The sequence below is a fragment of the Leekyejoonella antrihumi genome (assembly GCF_007845645.1).
Taxonomy (GTDB): domain Bacteria; phylum Actinomycetota; class Actinomycetes; order Actinomycetales; family Dermatophilaceae; genus Leekyejoonella; species Leekyejoonella antrihumi.
In genome coordinates this window covers 15,518-29,627 of the sequence record NZ_VCQV01000010.1, presented here as the reverse complement: position 1 = coordinate 29,627, position 14,110 = coordinate 15,518, and the positions used below count along the sequence as shown (strand labels likewise).

The window sequence follows — 14,110 nt, the reverse complement described above, 5'->3', positions numbered from 1 at the left end:
AGCTATCCCGGTGTCAGCCCCGTGGTTCGCTGACCAACGTGTTGAAGTGAGTGAGCATCCGATCGATATCCGGTGTCCTGCCAGTGAACTGTTCGAACGCCTCGGCTGCCTGGAACACAGCCATGCCACCACCTGCCACAACCCGGCATCCCCGCGCGCGCGCCAGTGCAACCAGCTCAGTCTCCAGCGGGAAGTAGACGACATCGGAGACCCAGAGGTCCGAGCGGATCATGGCCGGTGGGATCGGCATGCCTCCCTTGCCCAGCATGCCTATCGGCGTCGCGTTGACCAGTCCTTGCGCATCAGCTACTGCCGTCGCCAGGTCCATGGCAACGCGGACTCTGTCGTCGCCGAAGATCTTTGCAAGTCGGGTCACACAGCTGTCGGCCGTCGCCCGGTCGACGTCGATGATGCTCACCCGTTCCGCGCCCTGCTGCAGCAATGCGTACCCGACCGCTGACCCTGCGCCACCGGCGCCGACCAGGACCACCCGATCATGGACGGCTTCTGGCAGCTCACGTCGGAAGGCTCGGCCGTATCCGGACCAGTCTGTGTTTACACCCGTCATCCGGCCGTCGCGCAACAGCACGGTGTTCACTGCGCCGAGATCGTGTGCGGCGTCGGAGAGATCATCAAGCAACGGAATGACTGCCTGCTTGAACGGATGAGTGATGTTCAGGCCATCAAAGCCGAGCCGTCGGGCCCAGTCGAGGACGCTCGGCAGCTCCGCCGTGGAGAACCCTTCGAGGGCCGCGTCGATACGCCGGTAGGTGAGGTTCAGTCCGCGGGCCCGACCCTCACGCTCCTGCATTGCGGGAGTCAGGGAGGCAGCGATGCCGGACCCGACCAGTCCGAGGGCGTAGGAGGTCTTGTCTGTCATGATCCGGTTCTCCGATGAGTCGTGGTGTGAGCGCTGTTCCTGCAGTGAGCTCATCCGTGTGCGTGGATGGCCGGCACCATGCGGTGCTTGGTGTCGGTCTTTACGCCGAGCTCGCGAATGGACATCGTGTGGGTCCGGCTCGGACCGCTCAGGACGGCAATGCCGGAGGCGGCGCACGCCAGCAGTGCGAAGATCGCGACCCTGTACCAGTTGCCCGCGTTGCCTGCCATCAGTGCTCCGGCGATAGACGGGAGTGAAGCCGGCCAAAGCGAATCCGCACTGGGTGCCGATAGCCATGCCCGAAAGCCGCACGCTGGTCGGAAAGTACTCCGCATACGTCACCGACCAGACCGAGTTGGGCATGGAGTAGACCACGCCGGCAAGCAGGATGCCGGTCACCATGACAAGAGGGAGGCTCCCGAGCGATATGGCCCAGAGGAAGACCACGACCATGATCCCGGTGCCGATGAGGCCGCCGACAAAGACCGGCTTGCGCCCGATCCGGTCCGACAGGGACGCCCACAGTGGGATCGTGCCCAGCGCCACGACGTTGGCGATGATCGCCAGCCAGAGCATCGCGGTCTTGCTGATCCCGATGCCGTACGTGTCCGAGGTTGCGAAGGTCAGAGCGAAGACGGCGAAGACCGTATTGACCATCGCGACGAATGCAGCGAAGAACACCCGGACCACGCCGCGCCAGTGGTCCCGAAAGAGCACTCCAAGCGGAGCCGGGGGCACCGAGTCCTGGGCGGCTTCTGCCTGGAACTCCGGTGTCTCCTCGAGGCCCCGGCGGATGAGGTAGCTGATGATGATGACGACCGAGCTGAGCAGGAACGGTATCCGCCATCCCCAGGTCAGGAGCTGGTGGCTGGGAAGCGCCGCGATCGGCAGGAACACCAAGGGAGCCAGCACCTGTCCGCCCTGCGTGCCGTTGAGCGTAAAGCTGGTAAAGAATCCGCGGCGGTGCTGCGGCGCGTGCTCGAACGACATCGAGTTGGATCCGGCCTGCTCCCCGGCGGCCGAGAATCCCTGCAGCAGCCGTAGGAGGACCAAGAGCGCCGGTGCCAGCAACCCGATCTGCCGGTAGGTCGGAAGGCAGCCGACCAGAAAGGTCGACAGTCCCATCAGGATGATCGTGCCGATCAAAACGCGTTTGCGGCCGAGCGTGTCACCGATGTGGCCCATGAAGAACGATCCGATCGGCCGGGCGACGTATCCGACGCCGAAGGTGGCCAGGGAGGCGATGGTCGCCGCCGAGGCATTGCCGTCCGGGAAGAAGACCTTGGGAAAGACGAGTGCCGCGGCCGTGCCGTAGATGGCCATGTCGTAGTACTCGAGGGCGCTTCCGGTCCAGGCCGCGATGGCTGCCCTGCGCGGAGTGCGGTGCTCGCTGGTGGTCTGTGACATTGATCTGTCCTCGCTTCATGCCGTTGCGTCGAGTGCGTAGCCACGACGGTAGAAGTGACGGACATCACATGGCTATCGTTTGCCATAATTTGCCATACTGGCTCCGTGAACACGACACGGCCACGCAAGCGGGCCACCATTCTCGACGTAGCTCGCGAGTCTGGTGTTGCTCCGTCGACAGTCTCGCGTGCCTTCACCAAGCCCGGCCGGGTCAATGACGTCACCCGTGAACACATTCTCGGTGTGGCCGAACGCCTCGGCTACGCACCGAACCCGATGGCCCGCGCGTTAGAGAGTGGCCACACGAACACCCTGGCGCTGCTGGTGCCGGATATCACCAACCCGTACTTCGCCGGTGTCATCAAGGGGGCCGAACGGGCGGTCGCCCGATCGGGACGCACGTTGGTACTGGGAGACACTCAGGAGTCCGCCGCGGCCGAGGAGCAGCTGGTGCGCCGACTCGGACCCGCAGTGGATGGATTTGTGCTCAGTGCCTCGCGGCTTCCCGACGACGGGCTCCGGCGGGCCGCCGAGGTGAACACCCTCGTGCTGCTCAACCGGGCGATTCCCGGCATTGCGAGCGTCGTGGCCGACTATGCCTCCGGGACGCGCCAGATCATCGATCACCTGGCCTCACACGGACACCAGTCCGCGGTGTTCCTTGCCGGGCCTCCCGAGTCCTGGTCGGGGAGAATGCGATGGGACGGTCTACGGGCCGCCGCGACCGATATGAACATGACGGTAAAACGGATCGGGCCCTATGCCCCCACCCTGGACTCCGGGCCAGCGGCTGCGGACGCCGTGATCACCTCGCACGCGACGGCTGCGGTGTGCCACAACGACATGCTCGCGATCGGAGTCATACGCCGCCTGGTCGAGCGCGGCGTCCGAGTCCCCCAGGACGTTAGCGTGATCGGATTCGACAACATCTTCGGCGCCGACATCTGCACACCTTTGCTGACCACCCTCGCCGAGCACACCCAGGATGCCGGTGCCAGAGCGGTCGACGCCCTGATCCACCTCGGCCAGCAACGCTCTCGCACGGTGAAGTCATGGCAGCTGCCCACACATCTGGTCGTGCGTGACTCCACCGGACCATCTCGCTTGCGTTGAGCCGCGAAGCCTGAGAGCAGAGGCTGTGATTCGCGCGGCCGGAGCCATTCAATCAAGGAGTGCCATACCCTGCACACGGTGCCCGCTCAGGGGAGGATCAGGCCGGTGCGCACGCGCAACTCATCCGCGCTGATGCCGTAGGCGGCGCGCACCCGGGCCCCATGGGGTGACAGGTCGAAGATCGCATGGTTGGTGAATACCGTGGTGACGCAGTTGACACCGGTGAGGGGGTAGGAGCAGCGCTCGACGAGTTTGCTCTCGCCCGTCTTGGTGAACAGGCTCATCATCACGAACACCTGCCGGGCGCCGATCGCCAGATCCATTGCCCCACCGACCGCGGGGATCGCGTCTGGGGCGCCGGTGTGCCAGTTGGCCAGGTCGCCGTTCACACTGACCTGGAACGCGCCGAGCACGCACACGTCCAGGTGTCCGCCGCGCATCATCGCGAACGAGTCGGCGTGATGGAAGTATGCCGCGCCAGGGGTCTCGATGACCGGTATCTTGCCCGCGTTGATCAGGTCCGGGTCGATCTCGTCCCCGACGGCCGCACGGCCCATGCCGAGCATCCCATTCTCGGTGTGCAGCACGACGCCCTGCTCCGGGCTGAGGTGGTCGGCGACCGTGGTTGGCTGGCCGATACCCAGGTTCACGAAGCTGCCGTCGGGGATGTTGCGGGCGACCAGCGCCGCCAGCTCATCCTTGGCCAACGGGCCACGGTCGACATGGTAGGTCGGGCTGCTCACTGTGCGCCTCCTTCGGGTCCGGTCTGGCCCTGGCACACGACCCGGTCGACGTAGATGCTCGGGGTCACCACGGCCTCCGGGTCCAGCGCGCCGGTGGCCACCACCTGACCGACCTGCACGATCGTGGTGGCGGCGGCAGTGGCCATGACCGGGCCGAAGTTGCGGGCGGTCTTGCGATACACCAGATTCCCCATCCGGTCGGCGCGGTGTGCCTTGATCAACGCGTAGTCGCCGGGCAGCGGCAGCTCCAGCAGGTAGTCTCGCCCGTCGATCGTGCGTGCCTCCTTGCCCTGCGCCAGTGGCGTGCCCACGCCGGTCGGGCAGTAGAACCCACCAATTCCGGCACCGGCGGCGCGCATCCGCTCGGCGAGGGTGCCCTGGGGCACGACCTCGAGCTGGACTCGCCCCGACCGGTACAGGTCGTCGAAGATCCACGAATCGACCTGCCGGGGAAACGAACAGATGATCTTGGCCACCTGCCCGGCAGCCAGCAGTGCGGCCAGACCGTGGTCGCCGTTGCCCGCGTTGTTGTTGACGACCACCAGCTCCTTGGCGCCCTGCCGCCGCAGCGCGTCGATCAGCTCTACTGGTTGCCCTGCCGAACCGAACCCGCCGATCAGCACCGTCGCACCGTCCGGAACGTCGGCCACGGCCTCGTCCGCACCGCCCTGATCACGGTAGTGCGCGATCATCGCGTCCCCTCCGGGTCCTCATCGAGCTCGTCCAAGACGCTCTGCGCGATCCGGAAGGCCGTGTTCGCATCTGGCACACCGCAATAGATCGCACACTGCAGGATGAGTTCCTTGATCTCGTCAGTGGTCAGGCCGTTGCGGCGGGCCGCCCTCACGTGCATCGCGAACTCGTCGTGGTGGCCGCGCGCGATCATCGCGGTGAGCGTGATCAGCGACCTGCTGCGCCAGTCCAGTCCCGGCCGGTTCCAGATCTCCCCCCAGGCGTATCGGGTGATGAGGTCCTGGAACTCGTCGGTGAACTCGGTCCTGGATGCCTCGGCTCGGTCAACATGGCTGTCTCCCAGCACCTTCCGGCGCACCCGCATACCAGCGGCGTGAAGCCTCCCCTCTGGCGAGGTCCCCGTGGTCAGGTGCTCACGCACCAGTTGCGCCACGCGCTCGGGCGCCTCAGCCGGTGCCAGGTGCCCAACTCCGGGCAGCACGACCAGTCGTCCGTGCTGCACCGACTCCGCGATCAGACGGCCCTCCCGGGGCGGTGCGGCGATATCGTCCTCCCCTGCAATGACCAGCAGCGGCGTGCCGACCTCGCCAAGCCGTGCACGCACGTCGAAGCCGGCGAGTGCCTCACACGCCGCGGCGTAGCCGAAACGGTCGGCAGCCTGCAAGGAGTCCAGGAGGGTGGCGCCGATCTCGGGGTGGCTGTCGAGAAACCCTGGTGCGAACCATCGCTCGGCCGATCCGGGCACCACTGCCGGGGTGCCCGATGAGCGGACCAGCGCCGCGCGTTCGTGCCAGCCGGAGGGGTCGCCGAATCGCGCCGCTGTGCACAACAGCACCGCGCGGGTCACCCGTGCGGGCACGTCGAGAAGCAGCTGCTGCCCGACCGCACCGCCAATCGAGACACCCGCGTAGGCGAAGGCACCCCCCGCATCGCCGCGCTCGGATTGGACCCGGTCGACGAGGTCCAGCACCCCCTCAGCCAGCTCAGCCATGGTGAAGCCCTCACCCGGAACATCCGGGTTGTGGCCGTGGCCCGGCAAGTCCCAGGCGACCACCTGCCAGGCATCGGCCAGATCGCTCGCGGCAGCAGACCACAGCGCGGTGGCCGAGGTGCCCAGCGACGGACCGAGCAGCAATAGGGGAAGTCCGGGTCCGCCGCCCATGGCGACACCGGTGACTTCAGGCGTAATCATGCGTCCTCCCGAGGGTGTCGTGCACGATCGATGACCGCGTCGATGAGTAGCTCTGCAGCGCCGAGGTAGTTCTCCGGCTCGGTGTCCGTTGGCTCTTCATCGAACAGCGCTGCGATGCTGCGCCGCTCGGCAAGCAACGACTCGGCCGCCGACTGAGCGGTGCACCGCATACGCTCGGTGTCGACCCGCAGCCCCGTCACCAGCTCGGTGGTCTGCGACCCGGCCGCCACTGCACCGCGCGCAAGCGTGCGTAGCGCGGGCCACTCCGCGTGCCAGGCTCCGCCGGGCCGTTCGTCGACGGCGCCGGCCGCGGCCAGATGCACAATCGAGGCGGTCGCCGGGGCGCTGAGCGCGGTTCGCGTGATCAGCGTCGACAGGATCGGATTGGTCTTGTGCGGCATAGTGGACGATCCACCGCGACCTTCCGCGAGCGGTTCGCCCAGCTCAGCGATCTCCGGTCGAGCCAGCACGAGGACATCACCGGCGATCCGCCCGTAGGCGGCAGTGCATCCCACCAGTGCGTCCACAAATCGGGTGATCGGGGCGCGGGCGGTATGCCACGGGGTCCGGAAGGCCAGCCCGAGGCTCTGGTTGACCTGCTCCGCAAGCGCGACAGCGGTGCGCTCGGGGTGCTCGATGCCCCTGCGGCGGGCCAGCTCGACCACGGCCGCCGACGACCCGACGGCTCCCCCGAACTGCCCGGCGAGTCGCGCGGTGGCCCAGTCCAGGTCGTCACGGGCGTCAAGGACGCCGGTGAGCCACGACGCCGCCTTGAGCCCGAAGCTGATGGGTGCGGCGTGCTGGGTCAGGGTCCGGCCGGCCATCACCGAGCGCTCGTGCTGGACGGCCAGACCGGCCAGCGCATCGGTCTGTGCCTTGAGCTCGTCGCCGAGCCGATCGGCGACGTCCCGGCAGCACACCACCAGTGCGGTATCCACGACATCCTGGCTGGTCAGTCCACGGTGCAGCCACTGCGCGGCCAGCGGATCTGATTCCTGTAGCCGCTCACGAAGCAGCTGCAGCAACGGGATGAGCGGGTTGCCACCCGCTTCGGCCGCCTGGCTGATCGAGGGCAGGTCGGCCGGACCGACCAATCCGGTCAGGTCCTGTCGGGCTGCGGCCGGGGCGAGATCGGCAGAGACCAGCTCGTTCAGCCACACCTGCTCGACGGCGACCATCGCCTCCATCAGTGCGGTGTCCGAGAAGAGGTTGCCGGCTCGATCGTCGCCGGGCGAGAACAGATCGCTCATCCGTCGCCCGGATAGCGCAGGAACACCGTCTCCCGGTCCCCCTGCAGGTGCACGTCGAAACGGAACCCCTCCAGGTCGGGGGTGGCAACCAGGCCGGACCGGCGGTCTGCGGGGAGACTCGACAGCAGCGGATCGGCCGCGAGAGCTGCCTCGTCGCCCGGGATATACGCCCGGGTGAGCAACCGGTCCAGCAGTCCGCGGGCGAAGACGGTGATCGCGAAAAACGCGGCCTTCCCGGGTTCGGCTCCCGGCCACAGCGTCGTGAAGGCGTAGTGGCCCGTCGCATCGGTCGAGGCGCGGCCCCAACCCGTGAAGGTGTAGCCGTCGCGGTGCAGCGAACCCTGCTGGCGCACCGCGGCCCCGTCGGGATCGAGCTGCCATACCTCCAGCAACGCGTCGGAGACCGGGTCGCCATGCCCATCAAAGACGGTGCCGTGCAGACGAATCGCGTCGGGGTGTCCCACGGGCACCAGTTGGCTGTCCGCTTCAAAGGGCAGTGCGTAACCGAAGAACGGACCAACGGTCTGCCCGGGGGTCGGGGTGCGGATCACTGCTCCTCCTCGAATGGCGTGCGGACGTGGCCGGTCAGCACGATGTCCCACCGGTATCCGGTGGCGAACTCCGGCTGCGTCAGGTTGTGGTCGTAGTCGGCAACCATCAGTTCGCGCACCTTCGGGTCGACGGTGCTGTTGAAGATCGGGTCCAGCTCGAAGAGCGGGTCACCCCGGAAGTACATCTGTGTGATCAGCCGTTGCGTGAAGTCGGTGCCGAAGAGCGAGAAGTGGATATGCGCCGGGCGCCAGGCGTTCTGATGGTTTCGCCACGGGTAGGGGCCAGGCTTGATCGTCAAGAACCGGTAGTTGCCCTCCTCGTCGGTCAGGGCACGTCCCACTCCGGTGAAGTTCGGATCGATCGGCGCCGGGTGCTGGTCCCGCTGGTGGATGTACCGTCCGGCAGCGTTGGCCTGCCAGATCTCCACAAGCTGTCGCGGCACGGGACGCCCCTCGCCGTCAGTCACCCTGCCGGCCACCACGATCCGCTCGCCGATCGGGTCCCCACCGTGTTGGATGGTCAGGTCCGCCTCGACCGGGGCCACGTCACGCTCGCCGAAGACCGGCGCAGACAGCTCGAGCATCTCGGGGTCGGCGTGGTGAAGATCCTTCGTCGGATGCCGCAGCACGCTGCTGCGGTACGACGGGTAGTCCAGCCGGGTCCGGGGCTCGGCCGCGCCCCCGGCGGCATAGGCGCAGGCGGCCTGCGCGATCTCGGCAGTGATCGTCGCCTGGCTGACGGCCGCCATGTCCGAGCCGACCGGGGCCGAGTCCATCGGGGGTCTCGCTGTCGTGTCGTTCACGGCTCCGACGCTAGAAGCGTGGGCCATCCGTGTGCAAGAGTTGACTTTCACTGGTTGAAAGAAGGGCTGACAGATGGCGGGCAACACGTCACACCCTGGTGCGAGTGTGACGTCCCGGGTCCTGGCCGTTCTGGGCGCCTTCGATGCCGACCATCGAGCGCTGACCTTGACCCAGATCGCGGATCGGGCCGGAATCCCCGTGCCGACGGCACATCGACTTGTCCGGGAGCTGGCCGGCGGAGGTGCGCTGGAGCGCCGCGACCACGGGACCTATGTGGTCGGGCAGCTGCTGTGGGATCTGGGACTGCTCGCCCCGTCCCAGGCCGGCCTGCGGGAGATCGCCTCGCCCTTCCTGCACGACATCTATGGCGCGACCCTGGCTACGGTGCATCTGGCGGTGCGGGAGGGTGCCGAGGTCCTCTACATCGCCAGACTCTCTGGGCACCAGTCGGTTCCGGTAGTCAGCACGGTCGGCTCTCGGCTGCCGATGCACTGCACCGGCGTTGGCAAGGTGCTGCTCGCATTCGCACCGGCCGAGATCCAGCAGCAAGTCTTCGGCAACCTCACCCGCGTCACGGCATACACGATCACCCAGCCCGGGAGGCTCGAGCACGAGCTGGGCCGGGTCCGGGAGACCGGCTTCGCTCAGACGCACGAGGAGATGTCCCTCGGCGCGTGCTCGGTGGCGGTGCCCGTGATGGCGAGCGGGACGGCAGTGGCCTCGGTGGGGATCGTCGTGCGGAGCCTCCGCACCGACCGCGACCGACTGGTCGCCGCCCTGACGGTCGCGGCGAAGGGCATCGAGCGCAGTATCGGGCCGTGATTTCACTCAATGAAAGCCTGGCGTGGCATCGGCGGCCTCGAACCGTGAGACTGCACCTATGGGATCCGCGCAGACCACTCAGACCCGCGTCGGCATTGTCGGCGGTGGACCCGCCGGTCTGATGCTCTCCCACCTGCTTCATCTCGCCGGCATCGACTCCGTCGTGGTCGACAACCGCTCTCGCGAGCAGATCGAAGAAACACCCCGCGCGGGCATCCTCGAGCACGACAGTGTACGGCTGCTCGTCGAAACCGGCGTGTCGGACCGCGTTCAGCGCGACGGGGACGAACACGAGGGCATCACCCTGGCCTTCGACGGCGGCGCCCATCGGATCGACTTCAAGCACCTGGTCGATGCCTCGGTGCAGCTCTACCCACAGACCGACGTGTTCATCGACCTCGCTGCCGCGCGCGAGCGCGACGGCGGCGACGTGCGGTACGGCGTCACCGACGTCACCGTCTTCGATGTCACCTCGAATCGTCCTGGCATTGGCTTCCGCGACGCAGAAGGACGCGCCCAGGAGGTGCGCTGCGACTACCTGGTCGGCGCCGACGGCGCCCACTCGATGACCAGACACACCTTTCCGTCCGAGCTGCGCCGGCACTATTTCAAGGAGTACCCGTTCGCCTGGTTCGGGATCCTGTGCGAGGCCCCACCGAGTGCCCCTGAGCTGATCTACAACCACTCCGAGCGCGGGTTCGCACTGATCAGTCAGCGGACCCCCACCCTGCAGCGGATGTACTTCCAGTGTGACCCGCACGAGGACGTCGCCGCCTGGCCCGAGGACCGGATCTGGACCGAGTTGCAGGCCAGAGTGGGGGCCAATGGCTTCACCCTGAAAGAGGGGCGGATCACGGACAAGTCGGTGCTTCCCTTCCGCAGCTTCGTCCAGGAGCCGATGCACTACGGCAACCTGCTGCTCGCCGGCGACGCCGCACACACCGTGCCCCCAACGGGCGCCAAGGGACTCAACCTGGCGCTAACCGACGTCGTGGTGCTCGCGGAGATCCTCGAGCGAGCACTCGCCGGCGACCCGACCGCCATCGAGGAGTACACCCCCCGCGCGCTCGAGCGGGTCTGGAAGGCCCAGTACTTCTCCTTCTGGATGACCTCGATGCTGCACCAGCTGCCAAACGCCGACAGCTTCGACGCGCGGCGCCAGATCGGTGAACTCACGGCCGTGACCTCATCGGTGGCGGGCCAGACCTACCTCGCCGAGTGCTACACGGGGTGGCCGGACCGCTAGAGGGAGCTCAGGGCGAGATGTGGTCCAGGTTACGACCCCTGGTATGCGGAGTGAATTGGGCGATGATCGCGGCGACTACCAAGAAGGAGGAGATCAGCATCAGGGCGCCCAGCGTGGACATGTGTGGCAGCACGGGCGCAATGGCCAGCACGCCGATCCCGCCGCCCACGTGTCCGACACCGTCCACCAGCGCGAACCCGCTGGTCCGAGCCCGCGTCGGAAAAGACTCCGCCGACATGGCATACGTCGGAGACACCCACATGTTGAATCCGGCGAAGATGAGGATCGATCCGATGAACGCGATCGCGATTGTCGAGCCCGCCGCGGCGATCAGGACCGCACCTATCAGGGTGACGACGGCGGCGATCGGTAGCCAGTAGCGACGCTCGAGCAGTTCGACGATGAAGGTCATCAGGATAGTCATCCCGACGAACCCGAAGGTCCCGACAGCGGCGATCACACCGGCCTCCGGCGGTGGGTACTTCAACGCGGACAACACACTGGTGAAGCCGGAGGCATACGAGTAGACGGTGATATAGCCGATGAACCAGAGTGCGAACAGCACCAGGATGCGCCGCCGGTAGAGCGGATTCGTGAACAGTGTCGTGTATGGGACGGGGGACGGCGGGGTCACCGCCTCCTGCGGTATGTCGTAGTCCGGCTCGGCGAGCTCACCTCGTTTGAGGGCCCGCTGCTCCATCTGTCGCACGATGGCATCGGCCTCGTCCATCCGGCTCTGCCCGATCAGCCAGCGAGGCGACTCGGGCAGCTCGAACCGCAGCAGGATCGCAACCAATGCCAGGATGGCGCCGATGCCGTACATCCAGCGCCAGCCGTTGTCGAACGATGGACTTGCCTGGGCGAAAGGCAACCCGAGCGGCCAGTTCTCCTTCGCGGTGGTCAGGATCAGCCCCAGCCAGATGCCGGCGAGAGCACCCAGCGCGGAGTTGATGAAGATCATCGTCGTGAACTTCGCCCTGGCCTTGCGCGGCGCGACCTCGTTGACGTAGGTGTTCACGATCGCCAGGTCGGCACCGATGCCCACGCCCGTAATGACTCGTGCGATCACGAAGTTGGCGTAGTCAGGGGCGAAGGCGTTGTACAGCGAGCCGAGCCCGGTGATCAGCATCGTGATCAGCAACATGTTCCGGCGGCCGATCTTGTCGGCGATGGGGCTCAGCACCAGCGTCCCGATCACATAGCCGACCAGGTTCAGCACCACGGGCAGCGGTAGTGAGTTCAGTGCAGTCTCGGGCGTGCACCCCTTCTTCAGCTCGACGCAGGTCTGGATGAAGGAGACGTTGATGTCAAAGATGTCGTAGAAGGTGAACAGAAAGCCGAGCCCGATGATGGCGATGAATCTGTACGACAGGGACCATCCCTCCAGCCGCTCGAGCCGGGCGATGATTCCTGGACCGCTGCGCGACCGCGGGCTGGTCGGCGATGTCGTTTCCATGAGTATGCCTTTCGTGAACTCCGAGCCGGCCGCGTTGCCGGCGCTCAGCCTTGGACAGCCACAGCTCGCTGGGGCAGCATGATGGGACTGAAGAACGCTGTCAGTGCTGCAGTCTTGGTCAGGGGAAGCACCGCGGCGACATACTGGTCCGGTCGCACGACGACGACGCAGCCCGAGCGGTCGATGCCGCGCACGTCGAAGATGTCCTCGCCGGGGATGGTGCCGTAGACCTTCTCGTAGTCGATGAGCTCGAACGGACCGCTGCGGGGCAGAAAGATCTGCGGAACACGGCCCAGCTCGATCTGCTCCAACTGCTGCTGATACACCACCTTGACGTCGAAGACGCTGTCAGCGCCGGCACCCTCGGGGGTGAAGGCGAGCAGCGGCGACTCGGGTGCCTCGCCGAGCCACGTGGCCCAGTCGGTCAGCTGGGACCCCTCTCCCGGACCGGGCCGATCCGCGAACGCGTAGATGCGCCAGCGACCGTCCGCTCGATGGTGGTGCCCCAACTGGCGCGGAGTTGTGTCTGCGACCCGCACCACCCGCGCTGACTTGAAACGCTTGCCGACCGGGAGGCCGACCGCCAGCTCCTGGTGGAGCGTGTCACTGACGATCAGCGATGCCTGATACTCGGTCATGAATCCGGCGGGGAACTCCGCTGTCGCCGTGTAGAACTCGCCGAGCGCCTTCGGGTCGTCGAACTCCTCCGGCGCCTTCGCCATGAGCGTGGACCACTCCTTGTCGAAGTCGATGAGGTTCTTCGCGATGACCTGCCGCTCCGCCGAGTAGGTGGACAGTAGGGACTCCGGACTGCGGCCGTCGAGGACGTGGGCCAGCTTCCAACCGAGGTTGAAGGCGTCCTGCATCGACACGTTCATGCCCTGGCCGGCCTTCGCGCTGTGCGTGTGGCACGCGTCCCCCGCGATGAACACGCGCGGCGTCCGGGCCTCGCCCTGCGGCACATCGTCGAACTTGTCCGTCAACCGGTGCCCGACCTCATACACGCTGTACCAGGCGACGTCCCTCACGTCCAGCGTGTACGGGTGCAGGATCTCGTTCGCCTTCGAGATCGCTGCCTCGACCGGCGTCGCCCGGATGGCGCCCTTGTCGTTCTCGGTGACCTGCCCCAGATCGACATACATCCGGAACAGGTACCCGCCCTCCCGCGGAATGTGCAGGATGCTGCCGTGTTCCGACTGAATGGCGCACTTGGTGCGGATGTCGGGGAAGTCGGTGACCGCCAGAACGTCCATCACGGCCCACGCGTGCAGGGCCTGACTCCCGGTCATCCGGCGGCCAATCGCATCACGGACCCTGCTGCGGGCTCCGTCACAGCCGACGACGTACTTGGCGTGAACCCGCCGCTGTTCACCGTTGTGCTCACCGGCGGTGTGCCGCAGCGTCACGGTGACGGGATGGCTCATCTCATCGGGGTCGCCGACCGTGACGTCAAGGCACTCCAGTCCGTAGTCCGGTCTCATTCGGGATGGCGAGGCCGCCGCCACGTCGGCGAAGTAGTCCAGGACGCGTGCCTGGTTGACGATGAGGTGCGGGAACTCGCTGATGCCGTGCGCGTCGTCGACCTCCCGCGAGGTCCGGATGATGCAGCCGGGGTCGGCCGGGTCCGGCGCCCAGAAGCTCATCGACGTGATGCGGTAGGCCTCGGCGATGATCTGGTCGGCGAAGCCGAAGGCCTGGAAGGTCTCGACGCTGCGGGCCTGGATGCCGTCCGCCTGGCCGATCTCGAGACGACCAGGACGCCGCTCGATGATGCGTGTCGTGATGCTCGGGAACTGCGACAGCTGTGCAGCCAGCAGCATGCCGGCGGGTCCGCTGCCGACGATGAGCACATCGACCTCATCGGGCAGCTCGAGCGGACGGTTGATGCCGGCCGCCGCAGCGCGACTGACGCGCGGATCTCCGGACACGTAGCCGTAGTGGTGAAACTGCATG

The 14,110-nt window shown here is 66.8% G+C and carries 12 protein-coding genes; 3 read left to right on the top strand and 9 right to left on the bottom strand.

Going from position 1 to position 14,110, the window contains the following annotated elements; all coding sequences use genetic code 11:
• Positions 1-13 precede the first annotated feature (13 nt).
• Entirely contained in the window at positions 14-2,287 is a 2,274-nt protein-coding gene (locus FGL98_RS26275) for a shikimate dehydrogenase (RefSeq protein WP_246136458.1), read from the bottom strand.
• 105 nt (positions 2,288-2,392) lie between these two features.
• On the opposite strand from FGL98_RS26275, the gene FGL98_RS09105 reads away from it, so the two are divergent.
• Positions 2,393-3,400: a LacI family DNA-binding transcriptional regulator gene (locus tag FGL98_RS09105; protein ID WP_146316456.1), complete on the top strand. Its 1,008-nt coding sequence runs from the start codon at positions 2,393-2,395 to the stop codon at positions 3,398-3,400.
• A gap of 86 nt (positions 3,401-3,486) precedes the next feature.
• Here FGL98_RS09105 and FGL98_RS09100 read toward each other — a convergent pair whose 3' ends face one another.
• The 6 genes from FGL98_RS09100 to pcaH are packed head-to-tail and all read right to left on the bottom strand — an operon-like array spanning position 3,487 to position 8,605.
• Entirely contained in the window at positions 3,487-4,143 is a 657-nt protein-coding gene (locus FGL98_RS09100; protein WP_146316455.1) for a 3-oxoacid CoA-transferase subunit B, read from the bottom strand.
• Positions 4,140-4,835 carry a 3-oxoacid CoA-transferase subunit A gene (locus FGL98_RS09095; RefSeq protein ID WP_146316454.1) on the bottom strand — a complete coding sequence of 232 codons (696 nt, stop codon included), beginning with the start codon at positions 4,833-4,835 and terminating at the stop codon, positions 4,140-4,142. The genes FGL98_RS09100 and FGL98_RS09095 overlap by 4 nt, the downstream gene beginning before the upstream one ends.
• A complete protein-coding gene (gene pcaDC / locus FGL98_RS26910; protein ID WP_146316453.1) occupies positions 4,832-6,028 on the bottom strand; it encodes a bifunctional 3-oxoadipate enol-lactonase/4-carboxymuconolactone decarboxylase PcaDC in 1,197 nt (398 codons plus the stop codon). The genes FGL98_RS09095 and pcaDC overlap by 4 nt, the downstream gene beginning before the upstream one ends.
• Positions 6,025-7,278, bottom strand: coding sequence for a lyase family protein (locus FGL98_RS09085; RefSeq protein WP_146316452.1), 1,254 nt, complete (start codon positions 7,276-7,278; stop codon positions 6,025-6,027). Before FGL98_RS09085 ends, pcaDC begins: the two co-directional genes overlap by 4 nt.
• Positions 7,275-7,829 (bottom strand): protocatechuate 3,4-dioxygenase subunit alpha, encoded by a 555-nt coding sequence (gene pcaG, locus FGL98_RS09080; RefSeq protein ID WP_146316451.1) that lies wholly within the window; start codon positions 7,827-7,829, stop codon positions 7,275-7,277. Before pcaG ends, FGL98_RS09085 begins: the two co-directional genes overlap by 4 nt.
• Positions 7,826-8,605 carry a protocatechuate 3,4-dioxygenase subunit beta gene (gene pcaH, locus FGL98_RS09075; RefSeq protein ID WP_146316534.1) on the bottom strand — a complete coding sequence of 260 codons (780 nt, stop codon included), beginning with the start codon at positions 8,603-8,605 and terminating at the stop codon, positions 7,826-7,828. Before pcaH ends, pcaG begins: the two co-directional genes overlap by 4 nt.
• Before the next feature lie 133 nt (positions 8,606-8,738).
• Between pcaH and FGL98_RS09070 the strand changes: the two genes are divergently transcribed.
• Positions 8,739-9,455 carry an IclR family transcriptional regulator gene (locus FGL98_RS09070; RefSeq protein ID WP_222432083.1) on the top strand — a complete coding sequence of 239 codons (717 nt, stop codon included), beginning with the start codon at positions 8,739-8,741 and terminating at the stop codon, positions 9,453-9,455.
• 58 nt (positions 9,456-9,513) lie between these two features.
• The gene (locus FGL98_RS09065) at positions 9,514-10,701 is read left to right on the top strand and encodes a 4-hydroxybenzoate 3-monooxygenase (protein WP_146316449.1); all 1,188 of its coding nucleotides are present in this window, start codon (positions 9,514-9,516) and stop codon (positions 10,699-10,701) included.
• A 7-nt stretch (positions 10,702-10,708) separates the two neighbouring features.
• Here FGL98_RS09065 and FGL98_RS09060 read toward each other — a convergent pair whose 3' ends face one another.
• A complete protein-coding gene (locus FGL98_RS09060; protein WP_146316448.1) occupies positions 10,709-12,157 on the bottom strand; it encodes an MFS transporter in 1,449 nt (482 codons plus the stop codon).
• 44 nt (positions 12,158-12,201) lie between these two features.
• Positions 12,202-14,109 carry an FAD-binding monooxygenase gene (locus FGL98_RS09055; protein ID WP_146316447.1) on the bottom strand — a complete coding sequence of 636 codons (1,908 nt, stop codon included), beginning with the start codon at positions 14,107-14,109 and terminating at the stop codon, positions 12,202-12,204.
• Position 14,110: the final 1 nt, after the last annotated feature.

Coding starts and splice junctions, on each gene's coding strand:
- FGL98_RS26275 (WP_246136458.1), bottom strand. CDS start 2,287: ATGTCACAGACCACCAGCGAGCACCGCACTCCGCGCAGGGCAGCCATC.
- FGL98_RS09095 (WP_146316454.1), bottom strand. CDS start 4,835: ATGATCGCGCACTACCGTGATCAGGGCGGTGCGGACGAGGCCGTGGCC.
- pcaDC (WP_146316453.1), bottom strand. CDS start 6,028: ATGATTACGCCTGAAGTCACCGGTGTCGCCATGGGCGGCGGACCCGGA.
- FGL98_RS09085 (WP_146316452.1), bottom strand. CDS start 7,278: ATGAGCGATCTGTTCTCGCCCGGCGACGATCGAGCCGGCAACCTCTTC.
- pcaH (WP_146316534.1), bottom strand. CDS start 8,605: ATGGACTCGGCCCCGGTCGGCTCGGACATGGCGGCCGTCAGCCAGGCG.
- FGL98_RS09065 (WP_146316449.1), top strand. CDS start 9,514: ATGGGATCCGCGCAGACCACTCAGACCCGCGTCGGCATTGTCGGCGGT.
- FGL98_RS09060 (WP_146316448.1), bottom strand. CDS start 12,157: ATGGAAACGACATCGCCGACCAGCCCGCGGTCGCGCAGCGGTCCAGGA.
- FGL98_RS09055 (WP_146316447.1), bottom strand. CDS start 14,109: ATGCAGTTTCACCACTACGGCTACGTGTCCGGAGATCCGCGCGTCAGT.